General features: G+C 73.9%; 11 protein-coding genes. 5 read left to right on the top strand and 6 right to left on the bottom strand.

Annotation, left to right across the window (positions count from 1 at the left end; translation table 11 throughout):
• The first annotated feature begins 28 nt into the window (after nt 1-28).
• Nucleotides 29-949 (top strand): tetratricopeptide repeat protein, encoded by a 921-nt coding sequence (locus tag ACPYO6_RS08975; protein WP_425714516.1) that lies wholly within the window; start codon nt 29-31, stop codon nt 947-949.
• The gene (locus ACPYO6_RS08970; RefSeq protein WP_425714515.1) at nt 949-1500 is read left to right on the top strand and encodes a GNAT family N-acetyltransferase; all 552 of its coding nucleotides are present in this window, start codon (nt 949-951) and stop codon (nt 1498-1500) included. The genes ACPYO6_RS08975 and ACPYO6_RS08970 overlap by 1 nt, the downstream gene beginning before the upstream one ends.
• On the opposite strand, the gene glgB is transcribed toward ACPYO6_RS08970, so the two are convergent.
• From glgB to ACPYO6_RS08955, 3 genes are read right to left on the bottom strand one after another with little or no spacing between them, the layout of a single operon-like run.
• Entirely contained in the window at nt 1491-5108 is a 3618-nt protein-coding gene (gene glgB / locus ACPYO6_RS08965) for a 1,4-alpha-glucan branching protein GlgB (RefSeq protein WP_425714514.1), read from the bottom strand. The genes ACPYO6_RS08970 and glgB overlap by 10 nt on opposite strands.
• Entirely contained in the window at nt 5108-7162 is a 2055-nt protein-coding gene (treS, locus tag ACPYO6_RS08960; protein WP_425714513.1) for a maltose alpha-D-glucosyltransferase, read from the bottom strand. The genes glgB and treS overlap by 1 nt, the downstream gene beginning before the upstream one ends.
• Nucleotides 7159-9261 carry a maltotransferase domain-containing protein gene (locus ACPYO6_RS08955; RefSeq protein ID WP_425714512.1) on the bottom strand — a complete coding sequence of 701 codons (2103 nt, stop codon included), beginning with the start codon at nt 9259-9261 and terminating at the stop codon, nt 7159-7161. Before ACPYO6_RS08955 ends, treS begins: the two co-directional genes overlap by 4 nt.
• Nucleotides 9262-9654: 393 nt before the next feature.
• Here ACPYO6_RS08955 and glgP point away from each other — a divergent pair, with 393 nt between their 5' ends.
• Nucleotides 9655-12240 (top strand): alpha-glucan family phosphorylase, encoded by a 2586-nt coding sequence (gene glgP / locus ACPYO6_RS08950; RefSeq protein ID WP_425714511.1) that lies wholly within the window; start codon nt 9655-9657, stop codon nt 12238-12240.
• 66 nt (nt 12241-12306) lie between these two features.
• On the opposite strand, the gene trpS is transcribed toward glgP, so the two are convergent.
• From trpS to glgX, 3 genes are all read right to left on the bottom strand, one after another.
• A complete protein-coding gene (trpS, locus tag ACPYO6_RS08945; RefSeq protein WP_425714510.1) occupies nt 12307-13419 on the bottom strand; it encodes a tryptophan--tRNA ligase in 1113 nt (370 codons plus the stop codon).
• Nucleotides 13420-13527: 108 nt separating this feature from the next.
• Nucleotides 13528-14328: a lysophospholipase gene (locus ACPYO6_RS08940; protein ID WP_425714509.1), complete on the bottom strand. Its 801-nt coding sequence runs from the start codon at nt 14326-14328 to the stop codon at nt 13528-13530.
• 83 nt (nt 14329-14411) lie between these two features.
• The gene (gene glgX, locus ACPYO6_RS08935; protein WP_425714508.1) at nt 14412-16694 is read right to left on the bottom strand and encodes a glycogen debranching protein GlgX; all 2283 of its coding nucleotides are present in this window, start codon (nt 16692-16694) and stop codon (nt 14412-14414) included.
• A 117-nt stretch (nt 16695-16811) separates the two neighbouring features.
• Between glgX and ACPYO6_RS08930 the strand changes: the two genes are divergently transcribed.
• Nucleotides 16812-18026: a cysteine desulfurase family protein gene (locus ACPYO6_RS08930; protein ID WP_425714507.1), complete on the top strand. Its 1215-nt coding sequence runs from the start codon at nt 16812-16814 to the stop codon at nt 18024-18026.
• A 96-nt stretch (nt 18027-18122) separates the two neighbouring features.
• Nucleotides 18123-19214, top strand: a complete 1092-nt coding sequence (gene mnmA / locus ACPYO6_RS08925) for a tRNA 2-thiouridine(34) synthase MnmA (protein ID WP_425714506.1) — start codon at nt 18123-18125, stop codon at nt 19212-19214.
• Nucleotides 19215-19251: the final 37 nt, after the last annotated feature.

The raw sequence follows: 19251 nt of genomic DNA, 5'->3' as shown, positions 1-19251 counted from the left end.
GGCGGCCGGATCGGGGGACAATGGCCGCATGTCTCAGCCCTCGCTCTACGGTGCCGTCGACCTGTCCGCCCTTGCTGCGCCCGCCGCCCCGGCCGGGGGTGGTGCCGCGCCCGCCACGGACCCGAACGGGCTCGTCGTCGACCTGACCGAGGAGCTCCTCGGCGAGGTCGTCCAGCGCTCCCAGGAGCTGCCGGTGCTCGTCGCGATCCTCTCCGCGCGCGCCCAAGGGTCGGACGACCTGCGCGCCACGCTCGAGACGCTCGTGCGCGAGCAGGGCGGCCGGGTCCAGCTCGCCGTGGTGGACGGCGACGCGCAGCCGCGCATCGCGCAGGCGCTGCAGGTCAGCCAGGTGCCGTCCGTCGTCGCCCTCATGGGCGGGCGCCCGATGCCCCTGTTCACCGGCAACCCGCCGGCGGACCAGCTGCGGCCCGTCATGTCCGAGATCCTCACCGTCGCCGAGCAGAACGGGCTGACCGGCCGCCTGCCGGTGGGCGAGGGGGACGAGGCGCCCGCCGAGCCGGAGCCCGAGCCGCTGCCGCCGCTGCACGCCGAGGGCGTGGCCGCGATCGAGCGGGGCGACCTCGACGCCGCCGCCGAGGCCTATCGCAAGGCGCTCGCGCAGAACCCGAAGGACGCCGAGGCGATCTCGGCGCTCGCCCAGGTCTCGTTGGCCCGCCGGCTCGCGGAGGTCGAGGACCCGCAGGAGGCGGTCGCGGCCGGGAACGCGGAGGGAGCCGGGGTGGACGCGCAGCTCGTCGCGGCCGACGTCGAGATCGTCTCCGGCGATGCGACCGCCGCGTTCGGCCGGCTGGTCGGCGTGGTGCGCCGGACCGCGGGGGACGAGCGCGAGACCGTGCGGAAGCGGTTGCTCGAGCTGTTCGACGTCCAGGGGACGGCTGATCCCGAGGTCGCGAAGGCGCGTCGCCTGCTCGCCAGCGCGCTGTACTGATGCCCGCTGCTGCGTCGGCGGTCGTCGTCCGGCCGTGCACGGATGCGGACCTTGAGGTCCTGGTCCGCGTGTGGCCGACCTCCGGCGTGCACGAGGCGCACGTCGCGCGGGCGGCGTCCGGCGATGCCAGCTACCTCGTCGCGTGGGACGGCGAGGAACCGCTCGGCTCGGGATTGGTGCGGTGGACCGGGCCGGTCGGGGAGAACGCCGCGGCAGCGTTCCCGTCCGCGGTGGAGATCTGCCACCTCCAGGTGCGTGAGGGGGCTCGCGGCCGCGGCGTCGGAACCGCGATCATCCACCGTGCCGAGGTGCTCGTCGTCGACGCCGGCGCAGTGACCGTCGCGGTTGGTGTGTCGGTCGACAATCCCGGAGCCGAGCGGATCTACGAGCGCCTGGGGTACCGACGCGCCGGCGTCAAGGACGTCTCGAGGTACTCCTGGACCACGCCGTCGGGCGAGGTCCGCCACGAGGTCGAGGTCGACCGGCTGCTCGTCAAGGAGCTCGCCTCACCTCAGGTTCGAGGTGACGCCGCACCTGCCGCTCAGCCCTGAGGCGTCGCCTCCCCGCCGACCGGCTCCAGCCAGATGGCCGACAGCGCCGGCACCCGCAGGGTGATCGACCGGGACCGGCCGCTCCACGGGGTGTCGGTGGCGACCTGGTCGCCGGTGTTGAGGATCCCGGAGCCGCCGAACCGTTCGTCGTCGGTGGTGAGGATCTCGCGCCACGCGGAGCTGCCCGGCACGTTGTCCGGCACGCCCACGCGGTAGTCCTCGTGGGCGGTGCCGGCGAAGTTGACGACCACCATCACGTGGTCCGTGCCGTCGGCCGAGCGGCGCAGGTAGGTGAGCACGTTGTGGTCGCCGTCCCCGGCCTCGATCCACTCGAAGCCCTCGGGCCGGAAGTCCTGCGACCACATGGCGGGCCGCTCGCGGTAGACGCGGTTGAGCTCGTGGACGAGCTGGACGATCGCGTCGTGCTCCGGCTGCTGGGCCTGCGCCCAGTCGAGCCCGGTTCCCTCGTTCCACTCGGCGCCCTGGGCGAACTCCTGCCCCATGAAGAGCAGCTGCTTGCCCGGGTGGGACCACTGGTAGCCGAGCAGGGCGCGCACGCCGGCCCGCTGCTGCCAGTAGTCGCCGGGCATCTTCGCGAGCAGGGACCCCTTGCCGTGCACGACCTCGTCGTGGCTGATCGGCAGGATGAACTGCTCCGAGTAGGCGTAGACCATGGAGAACGTCAGCTCGCCGTGGTGGTAGCGGCGGTTGATCGGCTCCTCCGCGAGGTAGCGGAGGGTGTCGTTCATCCACCCCATGTTCCACTTGAGGCCGAACCCGATGCCGCCGGCCGAGGTCATCGCGGTGATGCCGGGCCACGCGGTGGACTCCTCGGCGATCATCATCACGCCGGGCGAGCGGCGGTACGCGGTCGCGTTGGTCTCCTGGAGGAAGCTGATCGCCTCGAGGTTCTCGCGCCCGCCGCGCTCGTTGGGCCGCCAGCGGCCGGGCTCGCGGGAGTAGTCGAGATAGAGCATCGAGGCGACGGCGTCGACGCGCAGGCCGTCGACGTGGAACTCCTCGAGCCAGTACGTGGCGTTGGCGACGAGGAAGTTGCGCACCTCGCGGCGCCCGTAGTTGAAGACGTACGTGCCCCAGTCCGGCTGCTCGCCGCGCAGCGGGTCCGGGTCCTCGTACAGGGCGGTCCCGTCGAAGCGGGCGAGCGCGAAGGAGTCCTTGGGGAAGTGCGCCGGGACCCAGTCGACGATGACGCCGATGCCCGCACGGTGGAGGGTGTCGATGAGGAACCGGAGCTCGTCCGGCGTGCCCATGCGGGAGGTCGGGGCGTAGTAGCCGGTGACCTGGTAGCCCCACGACCCACCGAACGGGTGCTCGGCCACGGGCATGAGCTCGACGTGCGTGAAGCCGAGGTAGGTGACGTGCTTGACGAGCTCGTCCGCGAGCTCGACGTAGCTGAGCCCGGGCCGCCACGAGGCGAGGTGGACCTCGTAGACCGAGATCGGTCCGGCGTGCGGGTCGGAGGCGGAGCGCGCGGCCATCCACTCGTCGTCGCGCCAGGTGTACTCCGTCTCCGTGACGACGGACGCCGTGGCGGGCGGGACCTCGGCGCGGCGGGCCATCGGGTCGGCCTTGTCGACCCAGTGACCCTCGGGCGTGCGGATCTGGAACTTGTACCGCTGCCCGGCCGCGACGCCGGGGACGAACAGCTCCCACACGCCCGAGCCACCGAGCGAGCGCATCGCGTGGCGGCGGCCCTCCCAGCCGTTGTGGTCGCCGACCACGCGGACGGCCTGCGCGTTGGGGGCCCAGACGGTGAACGAGACGCCGGTGACCTCGCCGAGGACGGAGGGGAAGCGGCGCACGTGTGCGCCGAGCGCCGTCCACAGGGTCTCGTGCCGGCCCTCCGCGATGAGGTGGAGGTCGACCTCACCGATCGTGGGCAGGAACCGGTAGGGGTCGTCGACGACGGTCCGCTCGCCGGCGTGCGTGACCTCGAGCCGGTAGTCGGGCACGGCGGTGCCGGGCAGGAGCGCGGACCAGATGCCGCCGTGCTCGTGCTCCGCGGGGACCCGTCCCTCGGCGGTGACGATCGTGACGGCGTCGGCGAGGTGCGCGAGGGCGCGGATCGTCACGCCCTCGGCACCGGGGTGGGCGCCGAGCACCGAGTGCGGGTCGTGGTACGTCCCTTCCGCGACTGCGGCGAGGACGTCTGCGTGGACGGCGGCGGGTTCGGCGCTCATGCCGTCATTGTTCCCCACCGCGTCGCCCGGGGCGCTTCGAACGGACAGGAGAGTGCGCAGGCCGTCGAGCGGGACGTCGAGCCAGTCGGGGCGGTAGCGGGCCTCGTAGTCGATCTCGTAGAGCGCCTTGGCGACCTCGGAGGCGTCGAGCAGCGGGCCGCGGACGGAGCGGCCCGCCACGGACTCCCAGCCCGCGACGAACGAGCGACGCGCGCCGGCGGCCCACGCGCGCGTGGCGGCCGGTTCGGCGCCGGCCGCGCGGGCGGTCCCCGCGGCGTAGTCGAACGAACGCAGCATCCCGGCGACGTCGCGCTCCGGGGTGTCCGGCAGGCGGCGGTCCGCCAGCGACCGCAGCGGCTCGCCCTCGAAGTCGAGCACCACCCAGCCGCGGCCGGGCACGTCGAGGACCTGGCCGAGGTGGAGGTCGCCGTGGATGCGCTGGAGCACCGGCCAGTCGGCCTCGACGCCGCCGGCGACCGCGGAGCGCACCTTCTCGGCGAGCCCGCCCACCTCGGGGGCGCTCGCGCTCGCGCGCGCCAGGCGCTCCTCGACCTCGGCGGTGAGCGAGTTGCGCGCCCCCGAGCCGGGGACGGCGGTGCCGAGGGTGAACAGGTGCCGGTGGATCTCTCCGACGACGGCGCCGAGCGCACGTGCCCGCGCGCGGAAGTCGGTCCCGGTGCGGGCCGACTCGACGGCGACCTCCCACGCGTCGTCCGCGCCCGCGAGGAACTCGGTGGCGACGGCGACGTGCCCGGAGGCGTCCCGGCCGGCCGCGTCCTGGCCTCCGTCCTCGTCCCCGGTCCGCCACGTCCCGGCGAGCGCGCCGACCACCCGCGGCACCGCGGTCGATCCCGCGCCGGACACGGCGGCGGTGAGCTCGGCGTCGGGGTTGGCCCCGGCGTCGAGGACGCGGAAGACCTTGACGATGACCGGGGCCGCGTCCTGACCGGCGGCCGGGCCGACGACGATCGAGGAGTTCGACTGCTCGCCGGTCAGCAGCCGGCCGTCGCCGGCCGGCAGGGTCGCCGTGTCCGCGGGCTCGGCGTCCAGGCCCGGGGCGTCGACGTCACCCGCGATCGCGCCCAGCACGAGCCGGCCGAACAGCGGGTCCTGGGGTGCGTCGTAGATCCACCGCTCGCCGAGCTCGGAGTGGGTGGTCCGGGCCACGAGCCCGGCGTCGTCGGCCAGCGGCTCGCCCCGGTAGGTGAGGGGGACGAGGTAGACGACGCGCTCGGGCCCGGCGTCGTCGCGGAGCATCCACCACTCGATGCCGACCTCGCCGTCCGGGTCCTCCAGGCGGGCGGAGCCCACCTTCGACAGCACCGGGTCCGCCCCGCCGCGGTACCACCGCTGGCGGGCGATCCACGGGGGGAGGAACGTCTCGAACCCGGGGGTGACGGTCGGCATCAGTGCTCCTTCGTGTCCGTCGGTTCCTCGGTGCCGGCGCCGCTCGCCTCGTGCCCGGAGGTGCTCTCCTCGCCGCGCTCGGCCGCGTCGCGGGCGGCGACCGCCTCCTCGACCGGGGACAGCTCGGCGCGGTCGTCGGGCAGCGGTGGGGTGGGCCCGGCGGTGATCCCGGCGTCGAGTCCCGGGAACATGCCGGTGGTCGGCCGGCGCGTCGGCATCGGCGGCGTGCTCGGCGCGGTGCGCGGCGACGACCCGGGGTAGGAGGGGCCGGTGGCCACGCTCGGCGGCCCCTGGAAGTCGGGGTGCGGCTCGTCGGTCCGGCCCTCGAGCGGCGCGGCCGGCGAGGTGCCGGGCCGGGTGAACTCGAGCCAGAAGAAGTCCCGCGAGCCGAGCGTGAGCTCGAGCGTCCCGTCGGCGCCGACCGCCGGGAACCGGGCGCCGCCGAACACGTCGGTCGCCTCCCAGCCCGCGTGCTCGGGGATCTCGACCTGAGCGGTGCGCGGTGTGTTGGCGAGGTTGGAGACGCACAGGACCGTGCTGTCGAGGCTCGAGCGGGTGAACGCAAGGACGGCCTCGTTGTCCACGTCGCGGGGGACGAAGTCGCCGTCGCCGAACACGGGGAAGCGCCGGCGCACGTCGAGCATGCCCCGCACCCAGTGCAGGAGCGAGGTGGGCTGGGCGAGCTGGGACTCGACGTTGACGGCCGTGTACGTGCTGACGAGCGACTGGACGACGGGCAGGTAGAGCCGCCCGGGGTCCGGCGCGGTCGAGAACCCGGCGTTGCGGTCGGGCGTCCACTGCATCGGCGTGCGGACGGAGTCGCGGTCGTTGAGCCAGATGTTGTCGCCCATCCCGATCTCGTCCCCGTAGTAGAGGTAGGGGGAGCCGGGCAGGGACAGGAGCAGGGCGTTCGCGAGCTCGAGCTCGGCGCGGGAGTGGCCCAGCAGCGGGGCGAGCCGACGTCGGATGCCGACGTTCGCGCGCATGCGCGGGTCCTCGGCGTACCAGCCGTACATGGCCGCGCGCTCCTCCGTGCTCACCATCTCGAGCGTGAGCTCGTCGTGGTTGCGCAGGAAGGTCGCCCACTGGGCGCCCTGGGGAAGCTCGGGCGTGGCCGCGAGGATGTCCCGGATCGCCGAGGCCCGCTGGTCGCGCAGCGCGTAGAAGATCCGCGGCATGACCGGGAAGTGGAAGCACATGTGGCACTCGGGCGCCTCGGGGGTGCCGTAGTAGTCCACGACGTCCTCGGGCCACTGGTTCGCCTCGGCGAGCATGAGCGTGCCGGGGAACTCGGCGTCGATCATCGTGCGCAGGGAGGCGAGGAACTCGTGCGTGCGCGGGAGGTTCTCGCAGTTGGTCCCCTCCTCCTCGAAGAGGTAGGGCACCGCGTCGAGCCTGAAGCCGTCCACACCCCGGCGCGCCCAGAACCGCACGACGTCGAAGATCGCCTCCTGCACCGCCGGGTTCTCGTAGTTGAGGTCCGGCTGGTGGGAGAAGAACCGGTGCCAGAAGTACTGGCGGCGCACCGGGTCGAACGTCCAGTTCGACTCCTCGGTGTCGACGAAGATGATCCGGGCGTCCTGGTACCGCTCGTTGGAGTCGGACCACACGTAGTAGTCGCCGTACGGCCCGTCCGGGTTGTTGCGCGAGGCCTGGAACCACGGGTGGGCGTCCGAGGTGTGGTTGGCGACCACGTCGATGAGGATGCGGATCCCGCGGGCGTGCGCCTCGGAGATCAGGTCGTCGAAGTCCTCGAGCGTGCCGTACTGCGGGTCGACCGCGGTGAAGTCGGCGACGTCGTACCCGCCGTCGCGCTGCGGGGACGGGTAGAACGGCGGGATCCACAGGCAGTCGACGCCGAGCCACTGGAGGTAGTCGAGCCGCGAGGTGAGCCCGCGCAGGTCGCCGATGCCGTCCGCCGTGCTGTCGGAGAACGTCTTGACGTAGACCTCGTAGAAGACGGCGGTGCGGTACCACTCCGGGTCGTCGGACAGCCCGGGGCGGCCCGCGCCCACCGCGTCGTCGGGCAGGTCGGGGATCGTGGGCGCGCTCATCGCAGCACCGTCAGCACGTGGGCGGTGCGCTCGGAGGGCGTGAGGCGCACGTACGGGCTCGCGCCCCACTCGTAGACGGCGCCGTCGAGCTCGTCGCGGACGGTGAGCACGTGGGCGTCCGGGCCGGTGCCAGGGGCGACCTCGATGCCGAGGGCCTCGAGGTCGAGGTGGACGAGGCCGTCGCGGGTCGTGAACGGGTCGAGGTTGGCCACGACGATGACCGTGTCCTGCTCACCCGTGGGCGACTGCTCGGCCGGCAGGTGCCGCGAGAACGCGAGGATCTGGTCGCTCGTGGTCTCGTGGATCGCCACGTTGCGCAGCCGCTGCAGGGCGGGGTGCTCCCGGCGGGCGCGGTTGAGGGTGCGCAGCAGCGGGGCGATGCCGCGGACCTCGTCCTGGCTGTGGTCGCGGGCCTTGAGCTCGTACTTCTCGTTGTCGACCTGCTCCTCGGCGCCCGGCCGCGGCACGTTCTCCACGAGCTCGTAGCCGGAGTAGATGCCCCACGTGGGCGAGCCGGTGGCCGCGAGGACGGCCCGCACGGCGAACGCCGCCGCGCCGCCCTGCTGCATGTACGGCGTGAGGATGTCGTGCGTGGTCGGCCAGAATGCCGGGCGCATGTGCGTGTCGGTCTCGTGGGCCACCTCCACCAGGTAGGTCTCGAGCTCCTCCTTGGTGGTGCGCCACGTGAAGTACGTGTAGCTCTGGTGGAAGCCGATGGCGCCGAGGGTGCGCATCATCGCCGGGCGCGTGAACGCCTCGGCGAGGAAGACGACCTCCGGGTGGCGCGCGTGGAAGTACGTGAGGATCCGGTGCCAGAAGTCGAGCGGCTTCGTGTGCGGGTTGTCGACCCGGAACAGGGTGACCCCGTGGTCGATCCACGTCTGCAGGACGTCCCGGACGGCGGTGTAGATGCCCTCGGGGTCGTTGTCGAAGTTGAGCGGGTAGATGTCCTGGTACTTCTTCGGCGGGTTCTCGGCGTACGCGATCGACCCGTCGGCGCGCGTGGTGAACCACTCGGGGTGCTCGGCGACCCACGGGTGGTCCGGCGAGGCCTGGAGCGCCACGTCGAGCGCGACCTCCATCCCGAGGCCGCGCGCACGCGAGACGAAGTGGTCGAAGTCGGCGAACGTGCCGAGCTCGGGGTGGATCGCGTCGTGCCCGCCCTCGGGGGAGCCGATGCCGTAGGGGGACCCCGGGTCGCCGGGCTCCGCGCCCAGGGTGTTGTTGCGGCCCTTGCGGTTCGTCGTGCCGATCGGGTGGATCGGGGTGAGGTAGACGACGTCGAACCCCAGGTCCGCGATCCGCGGCAGGTCCTCCTCCGCCGTCCGCAGCGTGCCCGAGACCATCTGCCCGGTGGCCGGGTCGCGGTAGGCGCCCGTCGAGCGCGGGAAGATCTCGTACCAGGAGCCGACGAGGGCCTTGAGGCGGTCGACCTGGAGCGGGTAGGTGGCCGACGGCGAGAGGAGGTCCCGCAGCGGGGCCGCCTCGAGGACCGCCTGCACCTCGTCCGAGGTCGCGCGCACCATGCGCTCGCCCGGGGTGAGGGAGTCGTCGGCGAGGGTGGCCGCGGCGCGCAGGAGCACGTCCCGGTCGGCGGCGGGGCGGTCCTCCTCGGCGGCGCGGGTGAGCACGATCGCGCCCTCGGCGAGCATGAGGTCGACGTCGACGCCCGCCTCGATCTTCACCGTCGCGTCGTGGATCCACGTGCCGACCGGGTCGGACCACGCCTCGACCCGGAACGACCAGTCGCCCGGCTCGTCCGGCGTCAGCCAGGCCTCGAGGCGGTCGAGACCCGGCGCGACGTCGACCATCCGCGCGCGCGAGTGCTCCGAGCCGTCCGGGCGCAGGAGCACCGCGGTGGCGCCGAGCAGGTCGTGGCCCTCGCGGAAGACGGTCGCCGAGATCGGCAGCGCCTCCCCGGCCGTGGCCTTCGCCGGCCAGCGGCCGTCCTCGATGACCGGGGCGACCTCGACCACGGGGATCCGTCCGATCGGCACGAAGGCTGCGGGCGCGGGCGGACGGGCGGAGGCGGGCCAGGGGGTCAGCGGGCCGGTCGACCCGGGCGCGGAGATGGACGCGGGAGGCTGCGTGTGGCTCACGCAACCAACCTACCGAGTCGCTCGCGCGCGTGCGTCCGCTCACGCTCCCGGCGGGTGCCCCCGTGCATCGAGATTGCGGTTCGTCGTCGTCGAGATTGCGGTTCGTGCGCGTCGAGACTGCGGTTCGTGCACGTCGAGACTGCGGTTCGTGGACGTCGAGACCGGGCGGTCTCACGTGGTCGGGGCCCCGACCGCACGCTCGACGAACGGGCGCCCCTGGTCGAGCGCGGGATGCGCGCACCACCCGCAGTCTCGATGAATCTGGTCGAGAGTGCGGCTCGGGACGCCCTGCGGCAGCCACGGTGGCCGGCCCGGGTGAACGTCGTGCGACCTCTCGGAGGACGCCCTGCAACACGACAGAAACGGGACAAGCGAACGGATAGGCTCGTCCCCGTGAGAGCCATCCGCCGTTTCACGGTCCGCACCGTCCTCCCCGAGGCGCTCGCGCCTCTCGACACGCTCGCCACGAACCTGCGCTGGTGCTGGCACGAGCCCACCCGCGCCCTGTTCGAGTCGTTCGACCCGACCGTGTGGTCGGAGGTGCACGAGGACCCCATCCGCCTCCTCGGCGCGCTCCCGCGCACGCGTCTCGACGAGCTCGCCGCCGACCCCGAGGTCGTCGCCCGCGTCCGCGAGCTCGACGCCGACCTCGCCACCTACATGAGCGAGCCCCGCTGGTTCCAGACCGAGGGCCCGGCGGACAAGCCCGCCGCGATCGCCTACTTCTCTGCCGAGTACGGCATCACCTCCGTGCTGCCGCAGTACTCGGGTGGCCTCGGCATCCTCGCCGGCGACCACCTCAAGTCGGCCTCCGACCTCGGCGTGCCGATCGTCGGCGTCGGGCTCCTGTACGGGGCCGGCTACTTCAAGCAGTCCCTCACGCGCGAGGGCTGGCAGCACGAGACCTACCCGCTGCTCGACCCGGACAACCTGCCGCTCGTCCTCCTGCGCGAGCCCGACGGCACCCCGTCGCGCGTCGAGCTCACCCTGCCGGGCGGCCGCACGCTGCGCGCCCAGGTGTGGGTCGCGCAGGTCGGCCGCGTCCCGCTGCTCCTGCTCGACTCCAACGTCCCCGACAACGACGAGCGCGAGCGCAAGGTGACGGACCGCCTCTACGGCGGCTCGGCCGAGCACCGCCTCGAGCAGGAGCTGCTCCTCGGCATGGGTGGCGTGCGGGCCGTGCGCCTGTACTCCCGCCTCACCGGTGCGCCGGAGCCCGAGGTCTACCACTGCAACGAGGGCCACGCCGGGTTCCTCTCGGTCGAGCGCATCCGCGAGCACGTCCAGGCGGGCGGCCTCGACTTCGGCGCCGCCCTCGAGTCCGTCCGGGCCGCCACCGTGTTCACCACGCACACGCCCGTGCCCGCCGGCATCGACCGGTTCTCCCGCGAGCTCGTCTCGACCTACTTCGGCGGCGACGCCTCGATCCCCGGCGTCGGGCTCGACGACATCCTCGCCCTGGGCGCCGAGGACTTCGAGGGCGGCAACCCCGAGGTCTTCAACATGGCCGTCATGGGCCTGCGCGTCGCGCGCCGCGCCAACGGCGTGGCCAAGCTCCACGGCTCCGTCTCGCGCGGCATGTTCGCTCAGCTGTGGCCGGGCTTCGACGTCACCGAGGTGCCGATCACCTCGGTGACCAACGGCGTCCACGGGCCGACCTGGGTCGATGCCTCGTTCGCCGCGAAGGCGACGAAGCGGCTCGGCGAGCGCTCGCTGACCTTCGGCGAGGGCTGGGAGCGCACCGAGGCCGAGGGCGGGTTCTCCGACCTCGAGCTGTGGGAGACCCGCAACGAGCTGCGCGGCAAGCTCGTCACGAGCGCCCGCGAGCGGCTCCGCAAGGCGTGGCTCGACCGCGGCGCCTCGCCCGCCGAGCTCGGCTGGACGGCCGACGCGCTCGACCCGAATGCGCTGACGATCGGGTTCGCGCGCCGCGTCCCGACCTACAAGCGGCTCACGCTCATGCTCAAGGACCCCGAGCGGCTCACTCGCCTGCTCACGGACCCCGAGCGGCCCGTCCAGATCGTCGTGGCCGGCAAGTCGCACCCCGACGACGAGCCCGGTGTCGGCCTCATCCAGAAGTTCGTCACGTTCGCCGACCAGGTGGGCGTGCGCGACCGCATCGTGTTCCTGCCGAACTACGACATCGCGATGGCGCAGACCCTCATGCCGGGCTGCGACGTGTGGCTCAACAACCCGTTGCGCCCGCTCGAGGCCTCGGGGACGTCGGGCATGAAGTGCGCGATCAACGGCGCGCTCAACCTCTCGATCCTCGACGGCTGGTGGGACGAGATGTACGACGGCGTCAACGGCTGGGCGATCCCCACCGCCGACGGCGTGGAGGACACCGAGCACCGCGACAACCTCGAGGCGGCCGCGCTGTACGACCTCCTCGAGAACGTGGTCGTGCCCCGCTTCTACGACCGCGACGAGGACGGTGTGCCCGCCCGCTGGATGGAGCAGGTCCGCCACACGCTCGCCACGCTCGGCCCGAAGGTGCAGGCCACCCGGATGCTCCGCGACTACGTCGAGGAGCTCTACACGCCGGTCGCGGCGGCGGGCCGACGGCTCGACGGCGCCGACGAGTACCGCGGCGCCAAGGAGCTCGCGCGCTGGAAGCGCAAGGTCCGCTCCGCGTGGCCGGCCGTGCGCGTCGACACGGTCGACGCGCACGACGTCCCCGACGTCGTCAAGGTCGGCGACTCCATCAAGGTCTCGGCCACGGTGGCGCTCGGGGAGCTCGCGCCGGAGGACGTCCTCGTGCAGGTCGTGTCCGGTCGGGTCGACGACTCCGACGAGCTCGGCGACCTCACCGTCACCCCGCTCGCGCACCGCGGCAGCATCGACGGCCGGCACACGTTCGGCGGCGACGTCACCCTCGACACCGCCGGCGCGTTCGGCTACTCGGTCCGGGTCGTCCCGCAGCACGAGCTGCTCGACGGCGTGACCGAGCTCGGTCTGGCGGCCTCCGCCCAGGGCTGATCACCACGACGACGAACGGGGGCCCGGCCGTGCGGCCGGGCCCCCGTTCGTCGTTCGTGGGGTCGCTCAGTAGTCCATGTGCATGGCCGCGCGCACCTCGGCGAGCGTGGCCTCGGCGACGGCGGTGGCCCGCTCGTTGCCGTCGTGCAGGATCTGGGTGAGCTGCGCCGGGTCGTTCGCGTAGGTGGCGCGGCGCTCGCGGATCGGGGCGAAGTGGTCGTTGACGGCCTCGGTGACGAGCTTCTTCAGCCCGCCGCCGCCCGCGTCGCCGAGCTCGTCGGCCACGTCGACCGGGTCGCGGCCCAGGCACAGGGCCGCGAGCTGGACGAGGTTGGACACCTCCGGCCGGCCGGCGGGGTCGAACGTGATGTGCCGGTCGGCGTCGGTGACGGCCTTCTTGATGATCTTCGCGGTGGTGTCGGCGTCCATGCCGATCTCGATCGTGTTGCCCTTGGACTTGCTCATCTTCTGCCCGTCCATGCCGAGCAGCAGGGGGACGGGGGAGAGCAGGGCGTCGGCCTGCGGGAAGACGGGCCGCTCGGGGTCGACCCGGCCGTAGCGCTCGTCGAACCGGCGCGCGATGAGCCGCGTGACCTCGATGTGGGGCAGCTGGTCCTTGCCCACGGGCACGAGGTTCGCCTTGCAGAACAGGATGTCCGCGGCCTGGTGCACGGGGAACGTGAGCATGAGCCCGGACATCGGCCGGGTGGACCCGGCGAGCTCGTCCTTGACGGTCGGGTTGCGGCGCAGCTCCGCGTCGGTCACGAGCGAGAGGAACGGGAGCATGAGCTGGTTGAGGGCCGCGATGCTCGAGTGCGAGAAGATCGTCGACCGCGCCGGGTCGAGCCCGACGGCGAGGTAGTCCGCCAGCATCTCGAGCACGTTGGTGCGCAGGTCGCCCACGCCGTCGCGGTCGTAGATCACCTGGTAGTCGGCGACGAGGATGAACGACTCGACGCCGAGCTCCTGGATCCGGACGCGGTTGGCGAGCGACCCGAAGTAGTGGCCGATGTGCAGCTGGCCGGTGGGTCGGTCGCCGGTGAGCATGCGGTAGCGCCCCGGGTTCTCCCGGAGGTCGGCCTCGATGGCGTCGCTGCGCGACTGGGAGCGCGCGAAGGTGGCGGAGTCGGCGCCCGAGAGCTCGTCGGTGGTGTCGGTCGTGGGAGGTGCGTCGGTCACCGGCCCAGACTAGGCGCTGCGCGGCGGCCGGCCCGTGGGGCGTCCGTCGGTCGATGTCCGGGCGCGGGCGGGAGGACGCCCCGAGCACCCCCTCGGGGACCGCGACGGTCAGGCCTCGAGGACGCGGTCGACGAACGCCGTGACGTCCGCGAGGACCTCCTCCTTGTTCGTCTCGTTGAAGATCTCGTGCTGCGCGCCCGGGTAGGTCCCGCTCTCGGTGGCGGGGCCGGCGATCTCGGCCACCCCTTCCCGGCTCGGCCCGATCGGCACGAGCCGGTCCTCCTCGCCGTGCAGGTAGAGCAGCGGCAGGTCGCCGAGCGATCCGTGCGCGGAGATCCGCGCCATCGCCTCGTTGAGGGCCTCGAGGGTCTCGCGGCGGAAGTCGCCGTGCCACACGAGCGGGTCCTCGGCGTAGATCCGCCCGATCTCCGGGTCGCGGGACAGCGTGGCGGGGTCGATGGGCGTCGGCGGGATCGGGTCCTGGGCGAGCAGCTCGTCGACCACCGCCCAGCTGCCGATGACGGGGCCGGACAGGACGAGCGCGGTCAGCTCCTCGGCGTGCAGCTGGGCGTACCGGGTCGCGATGAGGCCGCCCATCGAGTGGCCGATCATCACGAGCGGGACGTCCGGGTGGTCGGCGCGCGCGGTCGAGACGAGCTGGTGGAGGTCGGCGACCACGTCGTCGTAGTCGCGCACGAGCACCCGCTCGCCCTCGGACTCGCCGTGCCCCGCGTGGTCGAGCCCGTAGACGACCGCGCCGTGCGCGCCGAGCGTGGCGGCCACCCACTCGTAGCGGCCGATGTGCTCCCCGTAGCCGTGCACGAGCACCGCCGCGTAACGGGGATGGTCGACCCGCCACACCCGTGCGGCGACCTGTCCGGCATGTCCCTCGTACGTCCACGCGTCCATGCGTCCTCGTCCCGTCGTGCCCTGCCCGCCCCGCCGCATCCGCGACGGGGAGACCGGCGTCGTCGCCGGAGGCTGTCGTGAGGTCAGCGTAGCAACGGCGCCGACGCCGGGCGGGTGACGTAGACGCGCATCGAGAGCGGGTCGAGGCGGACGACCTCGCCGGGGGCGGCCGTCAGCGACCAGGGGTCGGAGTCCTCCTCGGCCTCGGCGAACGAGGGGGCCTCCCAGCCCGAGCTCCACGCGAGCTCGTAGTCCGCCCCGCGGCCGACCGGGAGCCGGACCGACTCGTAGTCCAGCGAGCTCGAGAGCACGAGGAGGACGTCGGCGTCCCGCCCGCCGCCCGAGCGCAGCATCTGCAGGACCCGGGCGCGCGGGTCGTGCCACCGGTGCGCCCCCATCTCGGTGGCGTCCGCGCCCAGCCAGGCGAGGTCGGGCACGGGGTCGCCGTCCGTGGCGCGGCCGGTGTAGAAGCGCTCGGGGCGCAGGACCGGGTGCTCGCGGCGCAGCCGCAGGAGGTACCGGGCGGTGGCGAGGAGGTCCTCGCGCCACCGGCCCAGGTCCCAGTCGAGGTAGGACAGCTCGTTGTCCTGGCAGTAGGTGTTGTTGTTGCCGCGCTGGGTGCGACCGATCTCGTCGCCGGCCGTGAGCATCGGCGTGCCCGGCGAGAGAAGGAGGGTGCCGAGCAGGTTGCGGATCGAGCGGCGGCGCAGCGGCAGCACGTCGGCGGCGGGGGAGTCGCCGGGGACCGGGCCCTCGGCGCCGTGGTTCCACGAGAGGTTGTCGGTCGTCCCGTCGCGGTTGTCCTCGAGGTTGGCCGAGTTGTCCTTGTGCTCGTAGGCCACGAGGTCGGCGAGCGTGAAGCCGTCGTGGGCGGTGACGTAGCTGATCGACGCGAGCGGGCCGCGGCCGCCGGGGACGTCGCCGTAGCCGAACATGTCGGCGGAGCCGGACAGGCGGGTGGCGAGGTCGCGCAGGTCCCGGCCGGTCCCGCCCTTCGCGGCTGCGCCCGGGTCGGCGAGCCAGAACGAGCGCACCGAGTCGCGGAACCGGTCGTTCCACTCGGCGACCGGGGCGGCGAACTGGCCGGTGCGCCAGCCGTCCGGGCCGAGGTCCCACGGCTCGGCGATGTGCTTGACCTCGCGCAGGACGGGGTCGGTCGCGAGCGCCACGAGCAGCGGGTGGTACGGCGTGAACTGGTCGGCGTTGCGGCCCAGCGTGACCGCGAGGTCGTAGCGGAACCCGTCGATGCCGACCTCGCGCACCCAGTAGCGCAGCGAGTCGAGCACGAGGCGGACGACCTCGGTGCGGCGCATGTCGAGGGTGTTGCCGCAGCCGGTGGTGTCGAGCATGCGGCCGCGGTCGGCGTCGTCGTGCAGGTAGTAGTCGCTCGCCCCCAGGCCGCGCCAGGACACGGTGGGGCCGGCCACGCCGCCCTCGCACGTGTGGTTGTAGACGACGTCGAGGAGCACCTCGATGCCCGCCGCGTGCAGGAGCGCGACCATTCCCTTGACCTCGGCGAGCACGGCGGCGGGGCCGGCGGCTCGCGCGGCGGGGCTCGCGTAGGACGGTTCGGGCGCGAGGTAGCCGAGCGTGTTGTAGCCCCAGTAGTTCGTCAGGCCCTTGGCCGTGAGGTGGGGCTCGTCCATCTTCGCGTGGATGGGGAGCAGCTCGATCGCGGTGATGCCCAGGGAGCGGAGGTGGGCGATCGTCGCCGGGTGGGCGAGGCCGGCGTAGGTCCCGCGCAGGTGCTCGGGCACCCCGGGCAGGTGCATCGTCAGGCCGCGGACGTGGGCCTCGTAGATCACCGTGTCCCGCCACGGCGTGCGCGGGGCGGGGACGGCTCCGTCGAACCGGTCGTCGACGACGACGCCGTGGGCCGCGTCCGCGACCGAGTCCCGGGGGTCGGGCGAGCCGGTGCCGTCCACGGGGACGAGGTCCTCGCCGACGACGTGGGCGTACAGCGCGGGCGTGAGCCGCGGCGCGCCGACGACGGCGCGCGCGTACGGGTCGAGCAGGAGCTTGGCCGGGTTGTGCCGCTGCCCGCGCGGCGGGCTCCACGGCCCGTGCACCCGGAAGCCGTAGCGCTGACCGGCGCGGACGCCCGGGACGTGGCCGTGCCAGACGCCGTGGACGGGGCCGCGCAGCGTGTACCGGCGCTCGCTGAGCCCGCCGTCGGAGGCGACGTCGACGAGGCAGAGATCGACCCGGGTGGCGCGCGAGGCGAACACCGCGACGTCGACCCCGTCACCGACGAGGTGGACCCCGCGGCGGTCCGGTCGGCTCGCCGGGGAGGGCGCGGGAGAGGCGCCGGCGTCCTCGTATAGCCGGGGGGCGGGCGCGCGGTCCGCGGTCGGAGGGGAGTGCATGGGACCCACCGTCCTATCCAACCCCAGCGGACGGTGGCGGCGCGCCGCGCGACCCTGTCACTGCTCATCGAGACTGCGGGAATCTCCCCGCACCCGTGGGCTTCTACGCTGGGGACCGTGCGCCACTACCTCGACCACGCCGCCGCGACCGACCTCCTGCCCGAGGCCGCCGGGGCGCACGCCGAGGAGCTGGCCCGGCAGGTCGCGGCGCCGGGGAACCCGTCGAGCGGTCACGCCGCGGGGCGCGCCGCCCGGGCCCGCTGGGAGGAGGCGCGCGAGCGGATCGCCGCCGCCCTGGTCGCCGACGCCGCCGAGGTCGTCCTCACCTCCGGCGCCACGGAGGCCGACACCCTGGCGATCACGGGCGTCGTCCGCGCCGCCCACCTCGCCGGCCGCACCCCGCGCTGCGTCGCGCACTCGGCGGTCGAGCACCCCTCCGTCCTGCGCACCGCCCGCTACCTCGAGGACGACGGCCTGACGGTCGCTCACCAGCTCCCCGTCCACCCCGACGGCCGGCTCGACCTCGACGCCGCCCGCGATGTCCTCTCCTGCCCGCCGGCCCTGTTCTCCGTCACGGCGGTGTGCCACGAGACCGGCGTCGTCCAGCCCCTCGCCGAGCTCGTCGGCATCGCGCGCTCCGCGACGAGCACGGAGCGCCCGCGCGGCGTCCCCGTCCACACCGACGCCTCCCAGGCGCTCGGCGTCCTGCCCGTCCGGTTCCACGGCGGCGACCTCGACGCGATGACGATCGCCGGCCCCAAGGTCGGCGCGCCCGTGGGGACGGGGGCGCTCATCGCCCGCCGCGACCTCGAGCTCGCCCCGGTCGGCGGCGGGGGAGGGCAGCAGCGCTCGGTCCGCTCCGGCACGCTCGACGTGGCCGGCGCGGTGGCGCTCGCCGTCGCCGTCGAGCACGCCGTCGCCACCCGCGAGGCGCACGCCGCCCGGCTGTCCGCCCTGCGCGCCGACCTCGTCTCCGGGATCGCGTCGCGCATCCCGGGTCTCGTCGTCTCCGGCCCCGACCCGGACCGGCCGGAGTCCGCGGAGGTGAGCCCCGCCGTCGTGCACGTCCGCATCCCCGGCGCCGACCCGGACGCCCTGCTCCTCGCCCTCGACGCCGCCGGGATCGACGCCTCGCCCGGCGCCGCCTGCACCACCGGCGTGCTCGGCGCGAGCGACGTCCTCCTCGCGATGGGCCTGTCCGAGGCCGACGCCCGCACCGGGCTGCGCCTGTCGATGGGGCGGACCACCACGCCCGACGACGTCGCCGCCGTGGTCCGGGCCCTCCCCGGCGCCGCGGAGGCCGCCCGAGCGGTGGGCGCGCTCTCGTCCTGAGCCGCCGCGGCGATCGGCGCGGTGCGCGACAATGGTGGCCGCCCGAACGACCCCCTGCGCGGCGCCCCGGCGGCCGCGCGAGACGGAAGGACCCCCATGCGCGTGCTCGCCGCCCTCAGCGGAGGGGTCGACTCCGCCGTGGCCGCCGCCCGCGCCGTCGAGGCCGGCCACGAGGTCGTCGGCATCCACATGGCGCTGTCCCGCAACCGCGCCGAGCACCGCTCCGGCTCGCGGGGCTGCTGCTCGATCGAGGACGCCTCCGACGCCCGCCGGGCCGCCGACATCCTCGGCATCCCGTACTACGTGTGGGACCTGTCCGAGCAGTTCGACGACCTCGTGGTCAAGGACTTCCTCGAGGAGTACTCCGCCGGCCGCACGCCCAACCCGTGCGTGCGCTGCAACGAGCACGTGAAGTTCTCCGTCCTCGCCGACCGCGGCCGCGCCCTCGGGTTCGACGCCGTGGCCACGGGGCACTACGCCCGCCTCGAGCACGACGGCGCCGGGCCGCGCCTGTTCCGCTCCGCCGAGCCGGACAAGGACCAGTCCTACGTGCTCGCCGTGGCCGGCCGCGAGGGTCTGTCCCGCGCGCTGTTCCCGCTCGGCGACGTCGCGGCGAAGGCCGACGTCCGGGCCGAGGCCGAGGCGCGCGGCCTCCCGGTGGCGGCCAAGCCGGACTCGTACGACATCTGCTTCGTGGCCGACGGCGACACCGCCGGCTTCCTGCGTGAGCGCCTCGGCGAGCGGCCGGGCGAGATCGTCGACACCGACGGCGCGGTCCTCGGGGAGCACACCGGCGCCTACGCCTACACCGTGGGCCAGCGCAAGGGCCTCGGCCTGAACCGCCCGGCGCCGGACGGGAGGCCGCGCTACGTCCTCGACGTCGACACGCGGGCGGCGCGCGTCGTCGTCGGGCCCGCCGAGCTGCTCTCCACCCGGCGGATCGACGCGACCGACGTCGTGTGGCTCGCCGAGGACCACCCCGCGGAGGTCCCCACCGAGGCTGCGGTGCAGATCCGCGCGCACGGCGCGGCGCACCCGGCCGTCGTCACGCGCACGGCCGGCGACGACGGCGAGACGCTCGCCGTGGAGCTGCGCGAGCCGATCCGAGGCGTCGCCGCCGGTCAGAGTGCCGTGGTCTACCTCGGCGACCGGGTGCTCGGCCAGGCGACGATCAGCGGCCGGGGCTGACCGAGGAGGGACGCCGCGGCCCGTTCGGGCCTACCGT

It is taken from the genome of Georgenia sp. Z1344 (assembly GCF_049856295.1).
Taxonomy (GTDB): Bacteria; Actinomycetota; Actinomycetes; order Actinomycetales; family Actinomycetaceae; genus JB111.
The sequence above is the reverse complement of the archived record's forward strand: the minus strand, read 5'-3'. Positions and strand labels throughout refer to the sequence as shown.